Origin of the sequence: Dyella lipolytica (assembly GCF_030160075.1) — a bacterium.
Classification (GTDB): Bacteria; Pseudomonadota; Gammaproteobacteria; order Xanthomonadales; family Rhodanobacteraceae; genus Dyella_B; species Dyella_B lipolytica.
On the sequence record NZ_BSNQ01000009.1, the window covers coordinates 1,032,273 to 1,050,758 of the forward strand.

General features: G+C 58.5%; 12 protein-coding genes. 10 read left to right on the forward strand and 2 right to left on the reverse strand.

Annotation, left to right across the window (positions count from 1 at the left end):
- Positions 1–129 precede the first annotated feature (129 nt).
- From QQL64_RS17885 to QQL64_RS17905, 5 genes are all read left to right on the forward strand, one after another.
- Positions 130–2,799 carry a TonB-dependent receptor gene (locus tag QQL64_RS17885; protein ID WP_284402075.1) on the forward strand — a complete coding sequence of 890 codons (2,670 nt, stop codon included), beginning with the start codon at positions 130–132 and terminating at the stop codon, positions 2,797–2,799.
- Positions 2,800–2,960: 161 nt separating this feature from the next.
- On the forward strand, positions 2,961–3,956 hold the full coding sequence (locus QQL64_RS17890) for a YncE family protein (protein ID WP_284402077.1): 996 nt from the start codon (positions 2,961–2,963) through the stop codon (positions 3,954–3,956).
- 79 nt (positions 3,957–4,035) lie between these two features.
- Positions 4,036–4,440 carry a hypothetical protein gene (locus tag QQL64_RS17895; protein WP_284402079.1) on the forward strand — a complete coding sequence of 135 codons (405 nt, stop codon included), beginning with the start codon at positions 4,036–4,038 and terminating at the stop codon, positions 4,438–4,440.
- A 172-nt stretch (positions 4,441–4,612) separates the two neighbouring features.
- Positions 4,613–5,134 carry an FHA domain-containing protein gene (locus tag QQL64_RS17900; RefSeq protein WP_284402082.1) on the forward strand — a complete coding sequence of 174 codons (522 nt, stop codon included), beginning with the start codon at positions 4,613–4,615 and terminating at the stop codon, positions 5,132–5,134.
- Positions 5,135–5,144: 10 nt separating this feature from the next.
- Positions 5,145–6,845, forward strand: a complete 1,701-nt coding sequence (locus QQL64_RS17905) for a protein kinase domain-containing protein (RefSeq protein WP_284402084.1) — start codon at positions 5,145–5,147, stop codon at positions 6,843–6,845.
- 15 nt (positions 6,846–6,860) lie between these two features.
- On the opposite strand, the gene QQL64_RS17910 is transcribed toward QQL64_RS17905, so the two are convergent.
- Together QQL64_RS17910 and QQL64_RS17915 are read right to left on the reverse strand one after the other, a co-directional pair.
- On the reverse strand, positions 6,861–7,841 hold the full coding sequence (locus QQL64_RS17910) for a tetratricopeptide repeat protein (protein WP_284402086.1): 981 nt from the start codon (positions 7,839–7,841) through the stop codon (positions 6,861–6,863).
- A 15-nt stretch (positions 7,842–7,856) separates the two neighbouring features.
- Entirely contained in the window at positions 7,857–8,684 is an 828-nt protein-coding gene (locus QQL64_RS17915; protein WP_284402088.1) for a PP2C family protein-serine/threonine phosphatase, read from the reverse strand.
- 617 nt (positions 8,685–9,301) lie between these two features.
- Here QQL64_RS17915 and QQL64_RS17920 point away from each other — a divergent pair.
- The 5 genes from QQL64_RS17920 to QQL64_RS17940 all read left to right on the forward strand — a co-directional run bounded on the left by QQL64_RS17920 (position 9,302) and on the right by QQL64_RS17940 (position 18,450).
- Positions 9,302–11,599, forward strand: a complete 2,298-nt coding sequence (locus tag QQL64_RS17920; protein WP_284402089.1) for a S53 family peptidase — start codon at positions 9,302–9,304, stop codon at positions 11,597–11,599.
- Between the two features lie 163 nt (positions 11,600–11,762).
- The gene (locus QQL64_RS17925) at positions 11,763–13,166 is read left to right on the forward strand and encodes an MFS transporter (RefSeq protein WP_284402091.1); all 1,404 of its coding nucleotides are present in this window, start codon (positions 11,763–11,765) and stop codon (positions 13,164–13,166) included.
- Between the two features lie 270 nt (positions 13,167–13,436).
- The gene (locus QQL64_RS17930; protein ID WP_284402092.1) at positions 13,437–14,729 is read left to right on the forward strand and encodes a DUF5690 family protein; all 1,293 of its coding nucleotides are present in this window, start codon (positions 13,437–13,439) and stop codon (positions 14,727–14,729) included.
- A gap of 590 nt (positions 14,730–15,319) precedes the next feature.
- Entirely contained in the window at positions 15,320–16,024 is a 705-nt protein-coding gene (locus tag QQL64_RS17935) for a hypothetical protein (protein ID WP_284402094.1), read from the forward strand.
- Positions 16,025–16,341: 317 nt separating this feature from the next.
- Complete coding sequence (locus QQL64_RS17940) at positions 16,342–18,450, forward strand: phosphocholine-specific phospholipase C (RefSeq protein ID WP_284402095.1); 2,109 nt, start codon at positions 16,342–16,344, stop codon at positions 18,448–18,450.
- Positions 18,451–18,486 lie beyond the last annotated feature (36 nt).

The window sequence follows — 18,486 nt, forward strand, 5'->3', positions numbered from 1 at the left end:
TCAGCTAAGCGTATCGTAATCCGTCAGTCATTCGCACGACCTAACTTCGACGAGCGTCCACTCGATCCAACATGAAGCGCATTTCGCTGCATAGCTGGAATTGTTTTATTTACATTGGGGCTCGATCACATGCAATCTTCGAAACTGCGCAGCGCACTGCTCAGCAGTATCCGCTGTTCCCTCACGCTTTGTATCGGTACATTTTGCGTGCCTGGTTTTGCTTTGGCCAACGATCCAAGCACGACCGCGGATCACACGGTGACCACCGACAACAACGCACCGTCTAACGAAACAAATGACGCATCGGGCACGGACAGCGCGAAAAAGAAGATCAAGGACTTGCAAGGTGTGCACGTTGTCGCGCCACGTACCACGGAAGAAACCGCTCGACTTACTCAGCAAAACGCGCCCAATCTGATCAACATCCGCACCGGCGACGAAATCCGCGCGCTGCCCGATGTGAACACCGCTGAAGCTGTTCGACGCATTCCGGGCATTTCGCTGGAGACCGACGAAGGCGAAGGCCGCTACGTCAACATTCGCGGTTTCGACGCCGATTTGAACAGCACGACCTATGCCGGCGTTCGTCTGTTGCCCACCAATAACGCGTCGCCTTTCGGTGGCTATCGTGGTGTGGCGCTCGATTCCATCCCCATAGGTTTCATCGGGGCGGTGGAAGTGACTAAGTCGAACTTGCCGAGCCAGGACGCCGAAGCGCTTGGCGGCACCATCGAGGTGCTGCCCAAAACGGCGCCCGATGAGCAGGGGCCGTTCCTCGAAGGCGACGTGGGTGGAGGCTACGAAGAATTGCGCGGTACGAAGGTGACGGACTATTCGTTCACTGGCGGCGGCCGCTTCGGTGCGCTTTCCATTGCATTGACGGCATCGAGCCATGTCGATTCACGCGGCATCGACGACGTCGAGCCGGCCTATTTCAACGACAGCGCGCATCCCTATCAAGCCGTCAACGATATCGAGCAGCGCGACTACGAGTTGCACCGTCGTCGCCACGGTTATGCCGTGGACGTGGACTATCAACCCGACGACCACAACGATTGGTACTTCCGGGCGTTTGAAGCGGGTTACACCGAAGACTATAGGCGCCAGTTCTTCGATGTGTTCCCCGATGGCAACACCACGGTGCTGCCCAATGGTTCGCTGCAGGACACGCTGACCTCGGCGACTGCGATCACGAAGTCGCTACGTGACGAGCAAGAGACGTCCAAAGAGCGCTTCTACATGCTTGGCGGCAAGAATGATCTAGGCAATACGACGATCGACTACCACGTCGCTTACGTTAACGGTACATATAAAAAGCCTTACGACTACAACTCCACCTTTACGTACAACTCGCCATCACAACCTGCTGCGGGACAGATTACGTATAGCCCGACCGGGCCCGGCCACGTGCCGGTCTATACGATCACGGGCGCGCCGGGATATTTGGACCCGTCGAATTACACGTTAAGCGGGATCAATAACAGCACGGCCTACAACTTCGATCGTGAAATGACCTATGCCGTCAATTCATCGACGCCGGTCAATTGGGGCAGTTTTAGCGACGAGTCGCTCAATTTCGGCGTGAGCATACGTCGGAGACACAAGGAAACCACGGCGCAACCGTATAACGTCGCCACCACGGCGTTGCCGCTGACTGCCGTCGCCAGTGGCGGCAATGAAACCTATTACGACGGCATCTATCAAAACGGCGTGGATATCATGCCTGGCGCACTGCAACGCATTTTCGGCTACGGCACCATCGGTCCGGGCGAAATACTAAGTAGCCAGCAGCAGTATCTGAACTCGCACGAAGATATCTACGCGGGTTACGGCGAATACACCGCGACCTACGGCAACCTGGGTATCTTGGGTGGCGTTCGTTACGAGGAAACGCGCGATCACAGCAATGCGTTTTCGACTGGCACAGATGCGGCGGGCAATCAGTTCTCAACGCCGACCAGCACCCAGCATAGCTACAGCAATTTCTTCCCCAGCCTGCAGTTCCGCTACCAGCTTGAGTCGGACACCATCCTGCGCGCCGCGTATTCCTCCACCATCGGTCGACCGGGTTTCAACCAGTCGAATCCGGCGCTGATCGTCGACCTCGGCTCGGGCATCGTTACCACGGGTAATCCCGCGCTAAAGCCGGCTACCGCCAACAGCTTCGACTTCAGCTTCGAGAAGTATCTGCCCGAGGGTGGAATCCTCTCCGCCGGTATCTTCGATAAGGAAATCTCCAACTACATCGCTCCCATTCAGTTGACGCAATCGTTCGCCAACAGTCTCTTTCCGGGCAACTCGCAACCGCTGCGTGTGTTTACCTACAAGAACATTGGCTCCTCGTATGCGCGCGGCTTGGAGCTGAATTGGAACCAACAATTCCTGTTTCTGCCGGGCTGGCTGAACGGCTTTGGCGCGGGAGCCAACTACACGTGGGTCGACTCGCGTTTCGAAATCCGGCCAGGCGAATATTCGCTGCTGCCGTCCACGTCGAAAAATACCTGGAATGCCTCGGTGTTCTACAAGCGCTCAGGCTTGGCACTGACTCTTGCTGCGTACTCGACGTCCGCCGACTTATTCAGCATTGGCAACGATCGTACCAGCGACGTCTACAACGCAACGCGCACGTCGATGGATTTCAGTGCGAGCTATGAGTTTCCGGAGAACTGGAGCATCTATTTCGACGCGAAGAACCTGCTCAATACGCCGCATGCGTTTTACCAGGGCACGCCGGACCGTCCCATCCAGCGCGAGTTCTATGGGATCACCTATCTTGCCGGTGTTCGCTTCCAGTTTTGACAAATGCGAGGAAACACCAAGGTCGTCCGCTTACCCGGACGACCTTGACCCGCCTTATCGCCATTCATGTGCCATGTTGCGAGATGCTGCGGAGCTTGGCTACATCTAAGGATGTTGGACTTATCCTTTGCTTTTATCCCATACCACTCAGGAAAAAGATCATGAAAGCCCTTGCATGGACTATGGCGCTGACTACGCTGCTTAGCGCGCCAGTAACAGCATCAGCGCCTGCCGCAACCTACAAAGTGACCCAGCAGTACGCGCTGGGCGGCGTTGGCGGCTGGGATTATCTGACCCTTCACGTGCCGGCTCACCAGCTTTTCATCGCGCGCGACAATCGCGTCATGGTGGTCGACACCACCAGCGGAAAGCTGGTGCAGGAGATCCCCGGCATGCAGCACGCGCACGGCGTTGCATTGGTTCCCGACCTGCATCGGGCGTATGTAAGCAATGGCCACGGCAACGATATCAGCGTGGTCGATCTCGATACGCTCAAGGTCACCGGCAAGATTGCCGTGAGCGGAAAAGATCCGGACGCCATCATCTACGACCGCGCCAGCGAACATGTGCTGGCGATGAACGGTGATAGCAACAGCATCAGCGTCATCGATCCGACGAGCGCCAAAGAAATCACCACCATCGCACTGGCTGGCAATCCCGAATTCGCTGCCGGCGATGGCGCCGGCAATGTTTATGTCAATCTTGAGGACAAGGGCGAGTTGGCACACATCGACAGCCACGCCAATACCGTTCGCGACACCTGGTCATTGGCGCCCTGCGAAGGGCCTACCGGACTGGCCCTGGATAGCGCGCATAAGCGACTTTTCTCGGTATGCGCCAATGGATGGCTGATCGTCACAGATGCCACTGATGGGCATCAAGTCGCCAAGGTCGCGGTGAACAAGGAGCCCGACGCCGTGGCGTACGATCCGCAGACGCAGACCATCTTCAGCCCGAGCCGTGAAGGTGTTCTGAATGTGATCCATCAGGACGATGCGGATCACTACACCGCCGTCGCCACCGTGCCGACGATGAAGAGCGCGCGCACGTTGGCCCTGGATCCCACCACCCACACGCTTTACCTAGTGGGCGCCAAAACTGCCGAACGTGGCAAACCAGTGAACGGTTTCACACTGCTGGTTGTGAGTGCGCCGTAATCGAGGCACATCGCAAACGCTTCAGTGCGCGTTAATCGCAAGAAGCCGAGCATCGGCATCGAATCCACGGAGGTGTGTCATGACCAAACGCTTAGTTGGCAATCGGATTGTGATCGGGTTGGCAGTTGCAGCGTTGGTGGCTGCGCCATTGAGTGCCTCAGCGCATGACGGCTGGGATCATGATGGCGGACATCACCACGGCTGGGATCGTGGCGACTGGCATCACGATCATGACGATTGGCACCACGATGGCTGGCGTCGCGGTGGCTATTGGAGCGGCGGACGCTGGATTGCCGGAGCCGTGGTCGCAGGCGCGGTAGCGGGGTTGGTCGAAGGCGCCGTCGCGCCGCCGCCCGTGTATTACGCACCGCCTCCGACGGTGGTTTATCGCCAACAACCGACGACGGTGGTCTATGAGAGTGCCCCCGTCGTAACCCGCACGGTCGTATACGGTGTTCCGCGCTATGAAGACGATGGCGATTGATATCGGGTACTGGCGCCAGCGCTAACTGCAGAAGAGCCCGGCTAACGCCGGGCTCTTCGTTTTCTGTAGCGCGATCTGACGTGCGTCACTACAAAGACACGTCGGACCCTGGAATATGGCCCTATCCAGCCACTTGGTTATAGTTCGACTGACGAGGATCCGGGGGGGTCTAATGAACACTAGCCAGCAGCCATCGAACGAGGCTGACAAACGCCGTACAGGGCCGCAGGGTACCCGGTTGCTTTCGGTTACCGAACTGCAGCGATTCGCTCGTGAAGATGAGGTCGCATCGGACGGGCGCGCCACGCGATTTCAGCCTGTCTTGAAAGGTACCAGCGAAAAGGTACGCGACTGCCGCTACCCGCTCCGCTCCGGTCGACAAACCATCGGACGCCGCAGTGACAGCGACTTCGTTGTCGACGATCCAAGCGTATCGGCGTCGCATGCGTGGATCATCAACCAACATGGTCACTACGTGATCATGAATACGCTGTCGACCAACGGTACCTTTGTCAACGACAAGCGTGTCCATGAGGCCGTATTGGCTCATGGCGACAATGTGCGACTCGGGCAAGCTGAATTTGTCTTTCTTACCCACGAATACGGTTCGCACAGCATCTGGCGTTATCGCTGGGTCGCGTTCGCATTGTTAGGGCTATTGGCGTTGGCTGGATTGGCGTGGTGGTTCCTGTGATCGGCTGACCATGGGCCAGAACAGTCCAACCAAGATCGGGCGTTATCGTATCGAAGGCATTCTCGGCGAGGGTGCCATGTCGATCGTATACGCCGGTTTCGATCCGGACATCCAGCGCCACGTTGCCATTAAATGTTTGCACGGCGAGATGGCCGCCGACCCTGCTTATCGGCGACGCTTTCAGATTGAAGCACGCGCGGCCGGGTATCTCACTCACCCGCACATCGTCACGATCTTCGACACCGGGGAAACCGAAGACGGTCGCGCCTATATCGCGATGGAACGCCTGTTGGGCGAAACGCTGGCAAACCGCGTCGCAGCCGAGGGTTTCCCGTCGATACCGATCATTATCGAACTGGTGAGCCAGCTCGCCGCGGCACTGGATTACGCGCATGCGCAAGGCGTTATCCACCATGATGTGAAACCCGAAAACATCATGCTGATCGACGGCTGGCAGTACGCGAAGATCGCCGACTTCGGCATTGCCGAGCGCGATTCGGTTCGCGCTAGAACGGCCGGATCATCGAACGAAGTGGGCGGTACGCCAAGCTACATGTCGTTGGAGCGTCTGCGCGGCGAACAAGGCGATGCTCGCAGCGATTTGTTTTCACTTGGTGTGGTGATGTTCTGGCTGGTCACCGGGCGGCTTCCGTGGTCCTACACGGATGATATGGAGCGGCTTCTCAGGCAGCGAGTAAGGCTGCCTGAGCCGCCGATCAAGCCGCGCGATCCGACCACGCCTCCGATGTTGGTCGACATCGTACGCACCCTGATCGCACCGTCGGCGGATGCCCGCTATCAGCGGGGTGCGGAGCTTATCGACGATCTGCGCTTGGCGCGCCAAAGTTATGAGCGGTCGCGCGATGCGCATCCCGAAACCCGCATCCATTCGATGGGTGTGCGTTGGGCCGGCCTGCTTGGCGCCACCGTCGTCGTCGTATTGCTGGTGGGCATGTTCGCCATTTACAGCATGCAAAACATCGCGGTGACGGGATTGGCGCGCGATTTCGGCAGCTCGCTGGGAGGGTTGATCGCCAGCGATGCCGCCGAAAATATTGTCATTGGCGATCGTGCGGCAACGCGCGCGCTCGTCGAAGACATCGCCCGCAACCAGCAAATCGACTACCTCGCCATTGCCGGCCGAGACGGCCAGATCATCGCGAGCACGCAGCCTGGCGAAATCGATCAAGCTTTGAAGCCGGTTACCGGAACGCAGCAACGGTCTCTGCCGCATGACATCACCAGCTACCAAACTCAGTTAGTGAGCGGCGGCCACCCGCAGGACGTGCTCATCTTTGACGTTCCGGTTCGCTATCAGACCAAAACCGTAGGGCGCTTACGCCTCGGTGTCAGCGCAGCACCTTTACGCGCGGCGCAAGAAACGGCCTTGTGGGTGATCGGTGCGGTGTTGCTCGCCACGCTCGTGGCAGTGTTTATCGCCGCTTATTGGCTATTCCGACGTCTTCGGGTCGCCCTGGATCTGCTGGCCACCGCACTCATGCGCGTGGCGCGCGGCGATTATCAGCATCGCATACGGCTTGCTCGCCGCGATGAGCTGGGTCGGCTGTTTGCTGCGTTCAATCTGATGAATGAAGCGATAAGCAGCAACGTGCACGAGCACGGTACGCAGCCAGCCGCCATGGCGTCGGAACCGATGGTGCAACCCACACAAATCGTTCGTACGACCGTGGCGGCCGACGATGCGCATTAGCATTGCTCGGTCGGCTTAGTACTGTTGCAGGCGCTGCTTAAGTTCGATTGCCCGCGCTCTGTAGACGGCCGCCGGCTCGTAGCTGGGATCCATCGCAAGAACGCGATTCCACAAGGCGATCGCCTGGTCCAGATGCTGATCCCGATAGAGCACGATGGCCCGCTGGTGATAGTTCGCCACCAGTTCTTTGCGCATCTCTACGGATACCGGTCCGGAAGGCGGTAATTTGGGATCCAACGTCAACGCCTGATCGAGTAGCGCCAGCGCGCGGTCTTTATCCCCTTGCTGGTACAAGGCTACGCCCTGACTCTCGAGTCTGCGGGCTTTCTGAACCGGCGACTCGGCCCGGGATGAATCAGACGAACGCGATAGATCGGACGAATGCACACCAGCGTCGGTGTTTACCGCTGCTGGTGTCGCAGATGTTTCAGCATCGGCGTCGCTTGAAATCCGCTTTTGCGAGGCAGGCAGCTGAAGCGTCGCGCCGGAGCGCAAGAGAGAGGGGTTGCTAGCGTTGTTATACCGGGCCAATACCAAAAACAGGTTGGCGTCGCCAAGGTAGTGAGCGGCCACGGTGCTGTACGACTCGCCCGGGCTGACCGTATGCGTACGCGCAGGAGCGCCAAGCATTTGCACCGGATCGACGGTCAATTGATGGAGCAGTGACTGCGCGCGGTGATCGCCGGGATGGGTTTCGAGGTAATGGCGCAGTGCTTTTTCGCCCTCATCGTAATGGCCGGTCTGGAGGTCCTTCTTTACGATCGTAGCGAGAGGCAAATCTGGCAACGATTCCGTTGGCGGCGGGGTGTCGACCACCGGCGGGGGCGCGGATGCAGCCGCGGGAGCAGGATGCGCGGTGGCGTGACCGCCGAACCCGGTGCCCATCTTTTGCTTGATCGAGTTGACCAGATCGCATCCGCCCAAACCGATGGCCAGCAGCAAGAGAAGCGCGGGTTTCCATGGTTGTAGCCGTACCGATCGAAGACTAGTTTGCACGTTTTATATCCTTACTCAGACCTGATCACGGGCTTCGCACATCTTGCCGCTCTTGGCAGCGGACTTGAGACCGAACAAAGCCAGCCACTTATAGATACCACGCTGCCGTGGCGCGCTTATCGAACCCTGTCGCACAAAAATAAGCGACGCATTGTCGCCCTGCTCACCACCGCGCTGAAGAACAAGCCGTAGCGCCTCTTCGAGCGCATGCTCATGCTCGTGCCGATGCACGTAGGTTCGTAGTTCCTTGGTCGAGAGATGAGCCCATACCCCGTCGCTACACATGACAAACGTGTGACTCGCATGGGCGGGCATGCAGCCATGCTCGACCTGCGGCGCTTGCGAACCCCCGAGTCCTTGTAAAAGCAGGTGTTGCTGGCCGTGGTGACCCGATGCCTGCATGACGCTGTGGTCAACCGTGCAACCCAGAAATCGCCGCCCTTTGAAACGATAAAGACGACTGTCGCCGACGTGAGCCCAGAAGGCCAGGTCTCGTTTAATCAAAAGGCATACCACGGTGGAGTGCGGCTCCGCACCGCTGGAAACATCCCGGCTCTGTAGCAGCCGCTGGTGTGCCTCCTGGCAGAGCGTTTCGAGAAAGAGCGCACCTGCCTGCTCCTTCCAGCGACCGGCCTTCCACAACTGCAAGGCGGTCTCGATCACCAAACGCGAGGCAAGCTCACCGGCGCCATGCCCGCCCATGCCGTCGGCAAGGACCAGCAGACAGGCTTTTTCGTCTTGATCGTGGAGGCATATCAGGTCGTCCTGCTGCGTCGGCCGTCCACCTTTCGCACGCCCGGCGACGACTGCAGGCGACACTTTGATCTCGATCTGATCATCCATCGTATGTCCGCACCCCCAGACGTACCCATACGTTATGAGCCCTTCGCAGAGCTTCACCTGTTAATGCAATGACCCCCTGAACACGCCGCGATGGCGTTTGACGGGCGTCTAGCGAGGTAGACGCTGGGAATAGCCTACATCCAAATGCGCCCGTGCCATATGCCAAGGCACTCGAGGAGGCGACTTCAAAGTGTTGCGTCAGGGGTTATCGAACGGACCGCGGCGCACCGATGCCAAAAGCGCGACGATCAAGAAACCGTGAAGAGGCTCTTAAGGCCTGCGCAAGTTTTGCTGTGGCAAAAGCCTGTGCTTTCAACTGATTTTGTGACCTGTAAATCAGATGTAACACCTAAGTTTGCGCAAAGCACTGGACGGCTTGGTCGGGCCGGTAGCACCATCGATAGCCCCGGTATGCAACCGGGATAGCAGTGGGAGTTGAAGTAAGTCAGCGCGACCGCAGCCTGCGTGGCTGCGTCGGGCCCACACGGCGGTCCGATGACTTTTCTCGTTTTGTCCTTGCACCCAGGGAGGTGGCGTTACGACGTACTGATGTTCAGCTAGCAGATCCATCACAGGGGGACTCGCTTTTTTCATCTCACTTTTTAGGGAGAAAAGACGTGAAAACCGAGCATGTGATGATTGGCGTATCGATCGCTGCCGCACTTGCGACACTGCCTTCGATCGTCCTGGCTTCTGCTTCAAACGCTGCGCTCGACGGCCTCAACACGGCCGAGGCGCCCCGTGTTACGCAAACTGTCGATAATCGTGTCGTTTCTGCGCTTGGCAATACGCATCTGTCGTTACTCGACCAGATGAAGCCGACTGGCAGCGTGGCCGATTCCACACCCATGAACCATATGCAGCTTGTGCTCCAGCGCAGCTCATTGCGTGCATCGGCGCTGGAATCCCTGATCGCCGCGCAACACAATCCTGCATCGTCGAAGTTCCATAAGTGGGTGACGCCCGCCGAATTCGGCGCGACCTTTGGCGTAGCGGATTCGGATATTGCTGCCGCGACGTCGTGGCTGGTCTCGCAAGGCTTCACCGTGCACGGTGTGTATCCGAACAAGATGCAGATCGACTTCAGCGGCACGGCGGGCCAGGTGCGACAGGCGTTCCGTACGCAAGAAAGTCGCTACACGGTCAATAAAGTGAGCCACATCGCCAACAGTGGCGATATCAGCGTTCCAGCAGCGTTGCGCAGCGTGGTGGTCGGCGTGGCAGGCTTGAACGACTTCCGTCCGCAGCCGCTACACAAGCAGCCGCAGGTGGCGCAGTTCAATGCGTCCACGCAGCGTTTCAAGATCCAGCAGTCGTCCGCAGCCGCGGCGAAAAAGCCCAATCCGTTCGCCGTTCCCTTTACCGGCGGCGTGCGCGGCTTCGTGCCGTACGACATGAACGTGATCTACAACACCTCGGCACTGTATAGCGCAGGCCTTACCGGCTCCGGCATCACCATCGCCGTGGTCGAAGACCTTGGCATGGATAACTCGGACTGGCCGAACTTCGTCTCGCAATTCAATCTGGGTAGCTACGGCGGAACCTTCTTGCAATTCCAGCCGCAGTTGTCGCCCTCCACCGGCAATTGCACCGATCCGGGCGGCGAAGATCCATTTAGCGAAAGCATCGAAACCGTGCTGGATTCGGAGTGGTCCACGGCGATGGCGCCGGGTGCCAACATCTGGGTTGCGACATGCAACGATGCGGGCAGCACCAACTTCTTCGGTGGTGTCTTCACGGCAGCGGACAACCTGATCAACAGTACCTCGCGTCCGAACATCATCAGCGCCAGCTACGGTTACGGTGAAGGCTTCACCGATAGCGCGAGCAAGTTCGCCATCGACCTGATGTGGGCGCAAGCCGATGCAGAAGGTATCTCGGTGTTCGTGTCCACGGGCGACTCCGGCTCCAACCCGAGTTTCAACGGCTCCATCATCAATGGTGTTCCGGCCATCGACGCCAATTCGTTCGCAACCTCGCCCAACGATACCGGCGTAGGCGGCACGGATACGGCCGATGTGCTCGACGGCACCACCAGCAAATACTTCAGCAGCACGCTGAACTCGGTGTACGGCTCGGCTTTGTCGTATGTACCGGAAATCACTTGGAACACATCCTGCGGCAACACGCGTGCGGCCAAGGATCTGGTCAATTTGACCGCGCTCAAGTTCTGCAAGACCGCGCTGATCTACGATCCCAACGGCGACTACGTGACATCCGAAAGCGGTAGCGGCGGTCCGTCGTCGGTCGACATCAAGCCGTCATGGCAACGGATTGTGCGTGGTGCGGCCAAGGATCAGTCGCGCGATCTGCCTGACGTCTCGCTGTTCGGCGGTTCGTATGGCGGCTATTCGTGGGTGATTCTGTGCACGGGTTTCTATCCCTGCACAACCAACTTCACCTCGCCGGTGGAACTGGTGGCCGGTACATCGCTGTCTTCGCCGATGTTCGCAGGTATCCAGGCGTTGATCGATCAAGGTCTGTCGAACGCGGGCTTGTCCCCGAACCAGGGCAATGCCGCACCAACACTGTATGAGCTTGCCAGAAGCGAATACGGCGGCCCGACCGGCTCAGCGCCCGCGTCGCTTGCCAAGTGCGATTCGGATAACGGCACCAAGGGCACCAGCAAGTGCGTGTTCTACAACATCACCGACGGTGGCAACTCCACGCAATGCATCCAGATCGTCGCATTCGCGCAGACCACGCCGGATTGCTACTTCTACGGAACGATCCAGAACTTCGAAGGGTTCTATGGCCCCACCCAGGTGGGACTGACCTCGTCCGACGCAACGAAGTACAACAGCACCACGGCGGCTTTCGCCGCTCGTCCGGGCTGGAGCTTCGCCAACGGTCTGGGTTCGGTGAATGCCAATAACCTGCTCTCAGCTTGGAAGAAGTTCGTCAACGCACCGTAATCATCTCGATCATCGACGGTGTAAACACGATTCCCCCTGACACTACGTTGTCAGGGGGAATTTTCTTACTCGCTGCAAAAGACCCATATGACGCTCCTGGACGAAATATCTATCCCCGCCATGTCATAAACTTCATCCATCCCCTCGATCACAAAACAGCGGCATGGGTCAGCAATCGTTTCACCGTGGCATCGCGCGGGTGATCACGGCAACCAGTTTTGGCTTTGCTTTGGTGCAACTGGACGTCACCATCGTCAATGTGGCCTTGCCGCACATCGCCATCGACCTGCATACCGGCGTGGCAGGCCTGCAATGGGTAGTGGATGCCTACGCGCTGGCATTCGCCGTACTGCTGCTCAGCATGGGGTATCTGGGGGACCGCCTCGGCGCCCGTAAGGTGTATTTGTCGGGCATGCTGCTGTTCGCAGTGGCATCGGTGTTGTGCGGGTGCGCGACTGACGCTGTGCTGCTCATCGTTGGCCGAACGTTGCAAGGTATGGGCGCGGCGGCGATGCTGCCCTGTTCGCTGGCCCTGCTCAGTCATGCCACCGCGCATGAGCATGCGCTGCGCGCACGCGCTATCGGCTGGTGGACTGCTGCGGGCAGCATCGCCATTGCGGCCGGACCGATTATCGGCGGACTACTGATGAGCGCGATGAACTGGCGCAGCATTTTTTTCGTCAATGTGCCCGTATGCGCTGTCGGTGCCTGGCTCACCTTGCGTGTGCCGGAGACGGTGCGCAAGGCACAACACAAGCATTTCGATCTACCGGGACAATTGCTGGCCATTCTGGTCGTGACGGGACTGACCATGGCCGTGATCGAAGCGCATCCGCTGGGATGGACACACCCCGTCGTACTGGCGTGTATTGCGATGGTGCTGGTGGGTGCGCCGCTGTTTGTGCTGGTGGAGTCGCGCAGCCCGGCACCGATGTTGCCACTGCATTTTTTCAAAGCGCGCGGTTTCAGCACCGCCGTTGTGTACGGCATGGTGATGAACTTCACCTACTACGGCATCGTGTTTCTGCTCAGTCTCTACTTACAGCGCGTGCACGGCTTTAGCGCGTTGCGCACGGGCTTGGCCTATCTTCCGCTGACGGCGACGTTTTTCGGCGTGAACGTATTCAGCGGATGGCTAGTGGGCCGCACCGGCGCGCGCTTGCCGATGGTGCTGGGCGCGCTGATCGATTGTGCCGGGTTTGGGCTTTTCTTACTGCTGGGCGCCGACAGCCCGTACTTGCTGATGCTGCCGGCTTTCGCCTTGCTGCCGGCCGGCATGGGCTTGGGTGTGCCTGCGATGACGACCACTGTGTTGTCCTCCGTCGAAAAGGAAGCATCGGGTACCGCGTCAGGTGTGCTGAATTCGGCGCGCCAAGCGGCAGGAGCGATGGGCGTGGCGCTGTTCGGCTCGCTGGCGGGAGATAGCAACGAACGGATCGTCATGGGTCTGCATCTTTCTTCCTGGATCTCCGTTGGGCTGCTGCTTATGGTGGCCGCATGGGCGTTCCGAAGCATTGCGCCTATCGTCGCCGGCAAGCGCAGCGAGCTCGATGCGGTGGACTATTGATCCGGTGATGCGGCCGAGCCGGAGGTCAAGGCACCCACGCTCTACTGGCGCTTCGGGAGCAAGCAGGATCCGGTCGACGATACGGCAACCCAGGAGTCAACGTGTCTCGGAAGTTTTCCGGGCGGCTGGCATCGCCCCTTCCGACGCCGCCATGCGCAGGAAATCGCGATTTAGACCGCGTCTACCCAACGCCTAGCGACCGCCATGCCACTGTAACCTGCGCGCCTCACCCTGCCGGGGTTGCCGAATGGCTGTATCCCGGTGGTTGTCGTGTCATTTTTATCGGATATCCGTCGCCATCCCATGGCGATCAATCTGCTGGCCGGCGGTGCCGCGTTCCTGGCCTATGCGTCGATGTATGCATTTCGTAAGCCATTCACCGCGGCGTCGTTCGAAGGCATGCACCTCGCCGGCGTCGATTACAAAGTGTGGCTGGTGATCGCGCAGGTGCTGGGTTACATGCTGAGCAAGGTGCGCGGCATTACCTGGATCGCAGAGATTCAGCGCCAGCGACGCGCACGCACGTTGGCGGGGCTGATCGGATTCTCTTGGCTCGCCCTGCTCGGCTTTGCACTCGTTCCCGCGCCCTGGAACATTCCGTTTCTGTTTCTCAACGGCTTGCCGTTGGGCATGGTGTGGGGCGTGATCTTCGGTTATCTGGAAGGCCGTCGCGGCACCGAGATGATGGGCGCGTGCATGTGCGGCAGCTTCATCGTCGGATCGGGCGTAGTGAAATCCGTCGGCATGTGGCTGATGGTGCGTTGGCACGTCAGCGAATTCTGGATGCCTTTCGCCACGGGTATGTTGTTCATCGCGCCGTTGTGCGTTGCTACATGGTTGCTGGAACATTTGCCCGCACCCGACGCCGCGGATATGGCCGCACGCAGCGCGCGCGTACCGATGGATGCGGCCACACGACGCGCGTTTCTCGCGCGGTTCCTGCCCGGCATTGCCATGATCGTCGTGGCGTACGTCGCGCTGACCGTGACGCGCGATTTTCGCGACAACTTCGCCGCGGAAATCTGGAGTGACCTCGGCCGCGGCGGCGATGCCTCGGTGTTCACCGAAACGGAAGTACCGATTGCGATCGCCGTGCTGATCATCACAGCGTTCACGATGGTGGTGCGCGATAACCTGAAAGCGTTGATGTTGAACCATGTACTGATCTTTGGCGGCTTCGGCACCGCCGTTCTTTCAACGTGGATGCACAACCACGGCCTGATCGATCCGGTAGGTTGGGTCGGCCTGAGCGGCTTCGGCTTGTACCTCGCTTATGTGCCCTACAACGCCACATTCTTCGAACGCATGCTGGCGACGTTTCGCGTGACCGGCAATGTGGGCTTCATCATGTATATCTCCGATAGCAGCGGATACATGGGCAGCGTGCTGGTGATCCTGGTGAAAGAGTTCGGCGGCATGCGGCTGTCATGGGCGTCGTTCTATGCCGACACCGTGATGACGTTGTCGGGGATCGGCATGCTTATCACGCTGGTGTCGGCGGCGTATTTCTATGAGAAGGCGCGGCGGGCGAAGGTGCCGTCCGGTATACCGGCGGCGGCCTGACATCGTGCGGTATCGCTGCATGTCCAAGCCGCTTTGAGCCTCGGAAATTAGTCCGCCCCCCTTTTTAAGCCAACCTGGACATGGTGTCGGGCCGAACGTGCTGGAAAGCGCGCTCGGCATGCTGTGCTCCGAGACCAAGCGCAAACCAAAATCCGGTAGACTTTTCCGGCCATGGCTCTTTTTTGGACATACCGGGGGGTATAGCGCCAAAAAGCTTTTGTCGATACTCGACAACTGAAAATGCGCCTGAAGATGTCTTGGCATTTTATGGAAGCGTTATCGCGCACTCATCAACAGGGGAGAGTTACGACATGCTTAGGATTCGAAGCCAGGGTACGCTATTAGTCACTAGCCTTTTTCTAGCCGTCAGTGCGGCATTGCCTGCGAGCGTACACGCTTCATCTGCTATCGATCGCGATGCACCTGGCGCAAACAGAGTCAATGCCCAGTCCACGCGTTCCAGCCCTAATTTCAATACGCCGTCCCCGCTTCCCAGCTCTCCCTTTCAGACTCCCTTCCCGCCTTACGACCCGCCTACACCTCCTCCGTTGCCTAACCCAGACAGCAACCTACAAACCAGCTACATCTTTATGCCCGGCTACACCAGCGTCAACTGGATCGTATGCGGCTCAACACAGCAGAGCGAAGGTTGTTATAGCTTCGGGTCTCTCGGGCCATTCGGTAAGGTAGGCGCACTTGTCGAAGGCAATCCAGTGGTGGACTTTACGACGGATACCGTTACGCGAAATATCTATGTCGTAGACCAAGCGGTCGGTGGCGGAACCGGCGTGATGCTCTATGTCTATACCAAAGTCGATTCTGTCGTCCCCGCAGGCGATCGCATTACAGTAACGCTGACGAACACCGTGCCTCTTACGCTTATCGGGGGGACGAATGCTGCGACTTATATGGTGGCGAATAAGGATTTTCTCTACATCGCGACCAATCAAAGCGCATCCGTTGCACAGATTCAAAAGTCCACTCTGACCGTCAATGAAAATGGGGGCGCCGGCCCAGCCGTATCGTCCATTACATCCGATGGCTATGGTTTTGTGACCATAAACTTTGGAACCGTTAGCAGTCAGAATGTTTTCGTTACTTACGGCCCTAACGGCTATGGAACCGAAAACGGCGGCGGGACCCAATATCTGCTTGGCACGTCGACCGCGCTCTCCACTGCCAATCTTGCAACAGCCTCATCAAGTGCAGCCACTCCATCCCTTGCAGCACGGATACAAGTTCGGATGAAGGCAACTGCGCCACAGGTTGTGTCGGGGAACACAGACATTCATTAAGGGAAACCATCGAACCACCGCACTCTTAGTTATATTCGAACTAAGAGTGCGGTGGTGGTGCCCCGTGCAGGTCGTGACGGGTGAGGCAATGGACGAATGGGTCAGACCACTTTTCGATACGCCACGTGCGCAGGAAAAATAGTCCGACCTCTCTTTGCAGATCTCCAACTTCGCGAAGAAAATGTGAATGTGTGATGCGGATCGATAATTCGTCGCCAAAATAAATCCGATAGCAGCGACAGGTCTGCTTCACGTCATCAAAGTGGCATACGCGATCCATATCGTTCGGCTCATCCCACTCTTGGACGGGCGCGAAAATGATCGAGCTTAGCCGCCGTAAATTTCTCTCGTTGTCAGTCAAGGCCGCTGCACTGGGCATCGCCGCACCTACGCTTGGTGGCGTGTTCAAATCCGCTAAAGCAGCGACAACCGCTGCAACGGGAACCATCACCGACGTCAAGCACGTGATCGTCTTCATGCAGGAGAACCGAAGCTTCGATCACTTCTTCGGAACGCTGCAAGGCGTGCGCGGCTTTTCCGACAGAGCGGGCATCACGCTACCCGGCGGATACTCCGTGTTCGACCAGCCGAACGGATTGGCACGCCAGTACCCCTGGGCCTTCAACACCACCTCGCCCGCTTCCGGTCAAACCGGCGAAGTGATCACGCAGTGCGATGGCAGCCTCGATCATTCATGGGCGACGCAGCACCAAGCGTGGGACAACGGAAAAATGGACCAGTGGGTGTCGGCCAAGGCAAGTGTCCGCACACTGGGCTATCTCACTCGCACCGACATTCCCTTCCACTACGCACTCGCCGACGCGTATACCGTTTGCGATCACTATTTCTGCTCCATCCTCAGCGCGACCGGTCCTAATCGCACCTATCTTTGGGGCGGCATGATCGATCCTGCCGGTGCCAACGGCGGACCTGCGTATGACGGCGGTGCCGAATCCGGTCTCACTTGGCAGACGTATGCCGAAGCACTCGGAGAGGCCGGTGTGAGCTGGCAGGTTTTCCAGGTCGCATCCGACAATTTCACCGATAACGGTTTGGCTTTTTTCAACCAGTTTGCCAATGCGTCCACGACAAGCTCTTTGTATAAGCATGGCATGTCGTCCGTGCCGATTATCGATTCGGGCGCCTACTACTCCACACCCGCCAGCATCGCCGCAGCCATTCAAAGCGACGTGGAAAATGGCACGCTACCGCAAGTCAGCTGGATCGTAGCTAGCCAGGATTTTTCCGATCATCCCGACGCCCCGCCTGAAAACGGCGCCTATTTCCTCAACCTGATTTTGCAGGCGCTGGCCTCGAACCAGGAGACCTTCGACTCCACCGTCCTGATTCTCAACTACGACGAGAACGACGGTTTCTTCGACCACGTTCCGCCGCCGATTCCGCCCGGCGGAACAGCAGACGAATTCATCAGCGTTGGCGGCGAAACACAGCCGATCGGCATGGGCTTCCGCGTTCCAATGATTATCTGCTCGCCGTGGACGCGTGGCGGCGTGGTGGACTCGCAGATCTACGATCACACGTCGGTGATTCAATTTATGGAAACGTGGACCACGGCGCTCGGTACACCTGCGATTTGCTCATCCATCAGCGCGTGGCGACGTCAGGTGAGCGGCGACCTTACCGGTGCGTTCAACTTCGCCAATCCGGTGCAAGGCTTGCCGACCAATTTGCCATCCGCATCGGCATTCATTAGCCGCGAAAACACCTGCAACCCGCTACCCAATCCTACCGACAGCAACGCCTCCAACAGCCTGCCGAAGCAGGAACCCGGCACCCGCACAGCGCGTGCGCTGCCGTATCAGCCCGATGCCAACATCTCCTCGTTTCAATATGGCTCGAACGGCCAGATCCTGGTGTGGATCGAGATGTTGAATGTAGGCACGATCGCAACGCGCGCCGTGCCATTGGCGATCTACGCCAATGCGTATCGCAGCGGCGGACCATGGCAATACACCGTGAATCCCTACAGCAACGGCAGCAACGGTTCCGTCAGCGATTTTTTCAACATCGGATCAGGGTACGGAAGCGGGAGCTACGATCTGACGGTCGTCGGCCCGAACCGATTCCTGCGTCGCTTCGCCGGTGACGTCAACAACGCCGGCAAGACATGCAGCGTCACGTCGTCGTATGCCGCGGATCCTTCATCCGGTGAACTCGCGATTTATTTTTCGATGACCAACACCGGAACCGAACCCGTCACCTTCACCATCACCGCTAACAACTACACCACGGCCGCACCCTGGACCTACAACGTGGCTGCAGGCGCGACGGTGAACACCTTTTTCGATGCGGTCGCCAGCACACAAGGCTGGTATGACTTCACGCTCACCATCAGCAGCGACACAAGCTGGATTCGTCGCTATACCGGGCATTTGGAAACTGGGAGCGCTTCCGTTACGGGGTGAGAGCAGAAACGCTTCCAAGCTCGCTTTCCCAACACT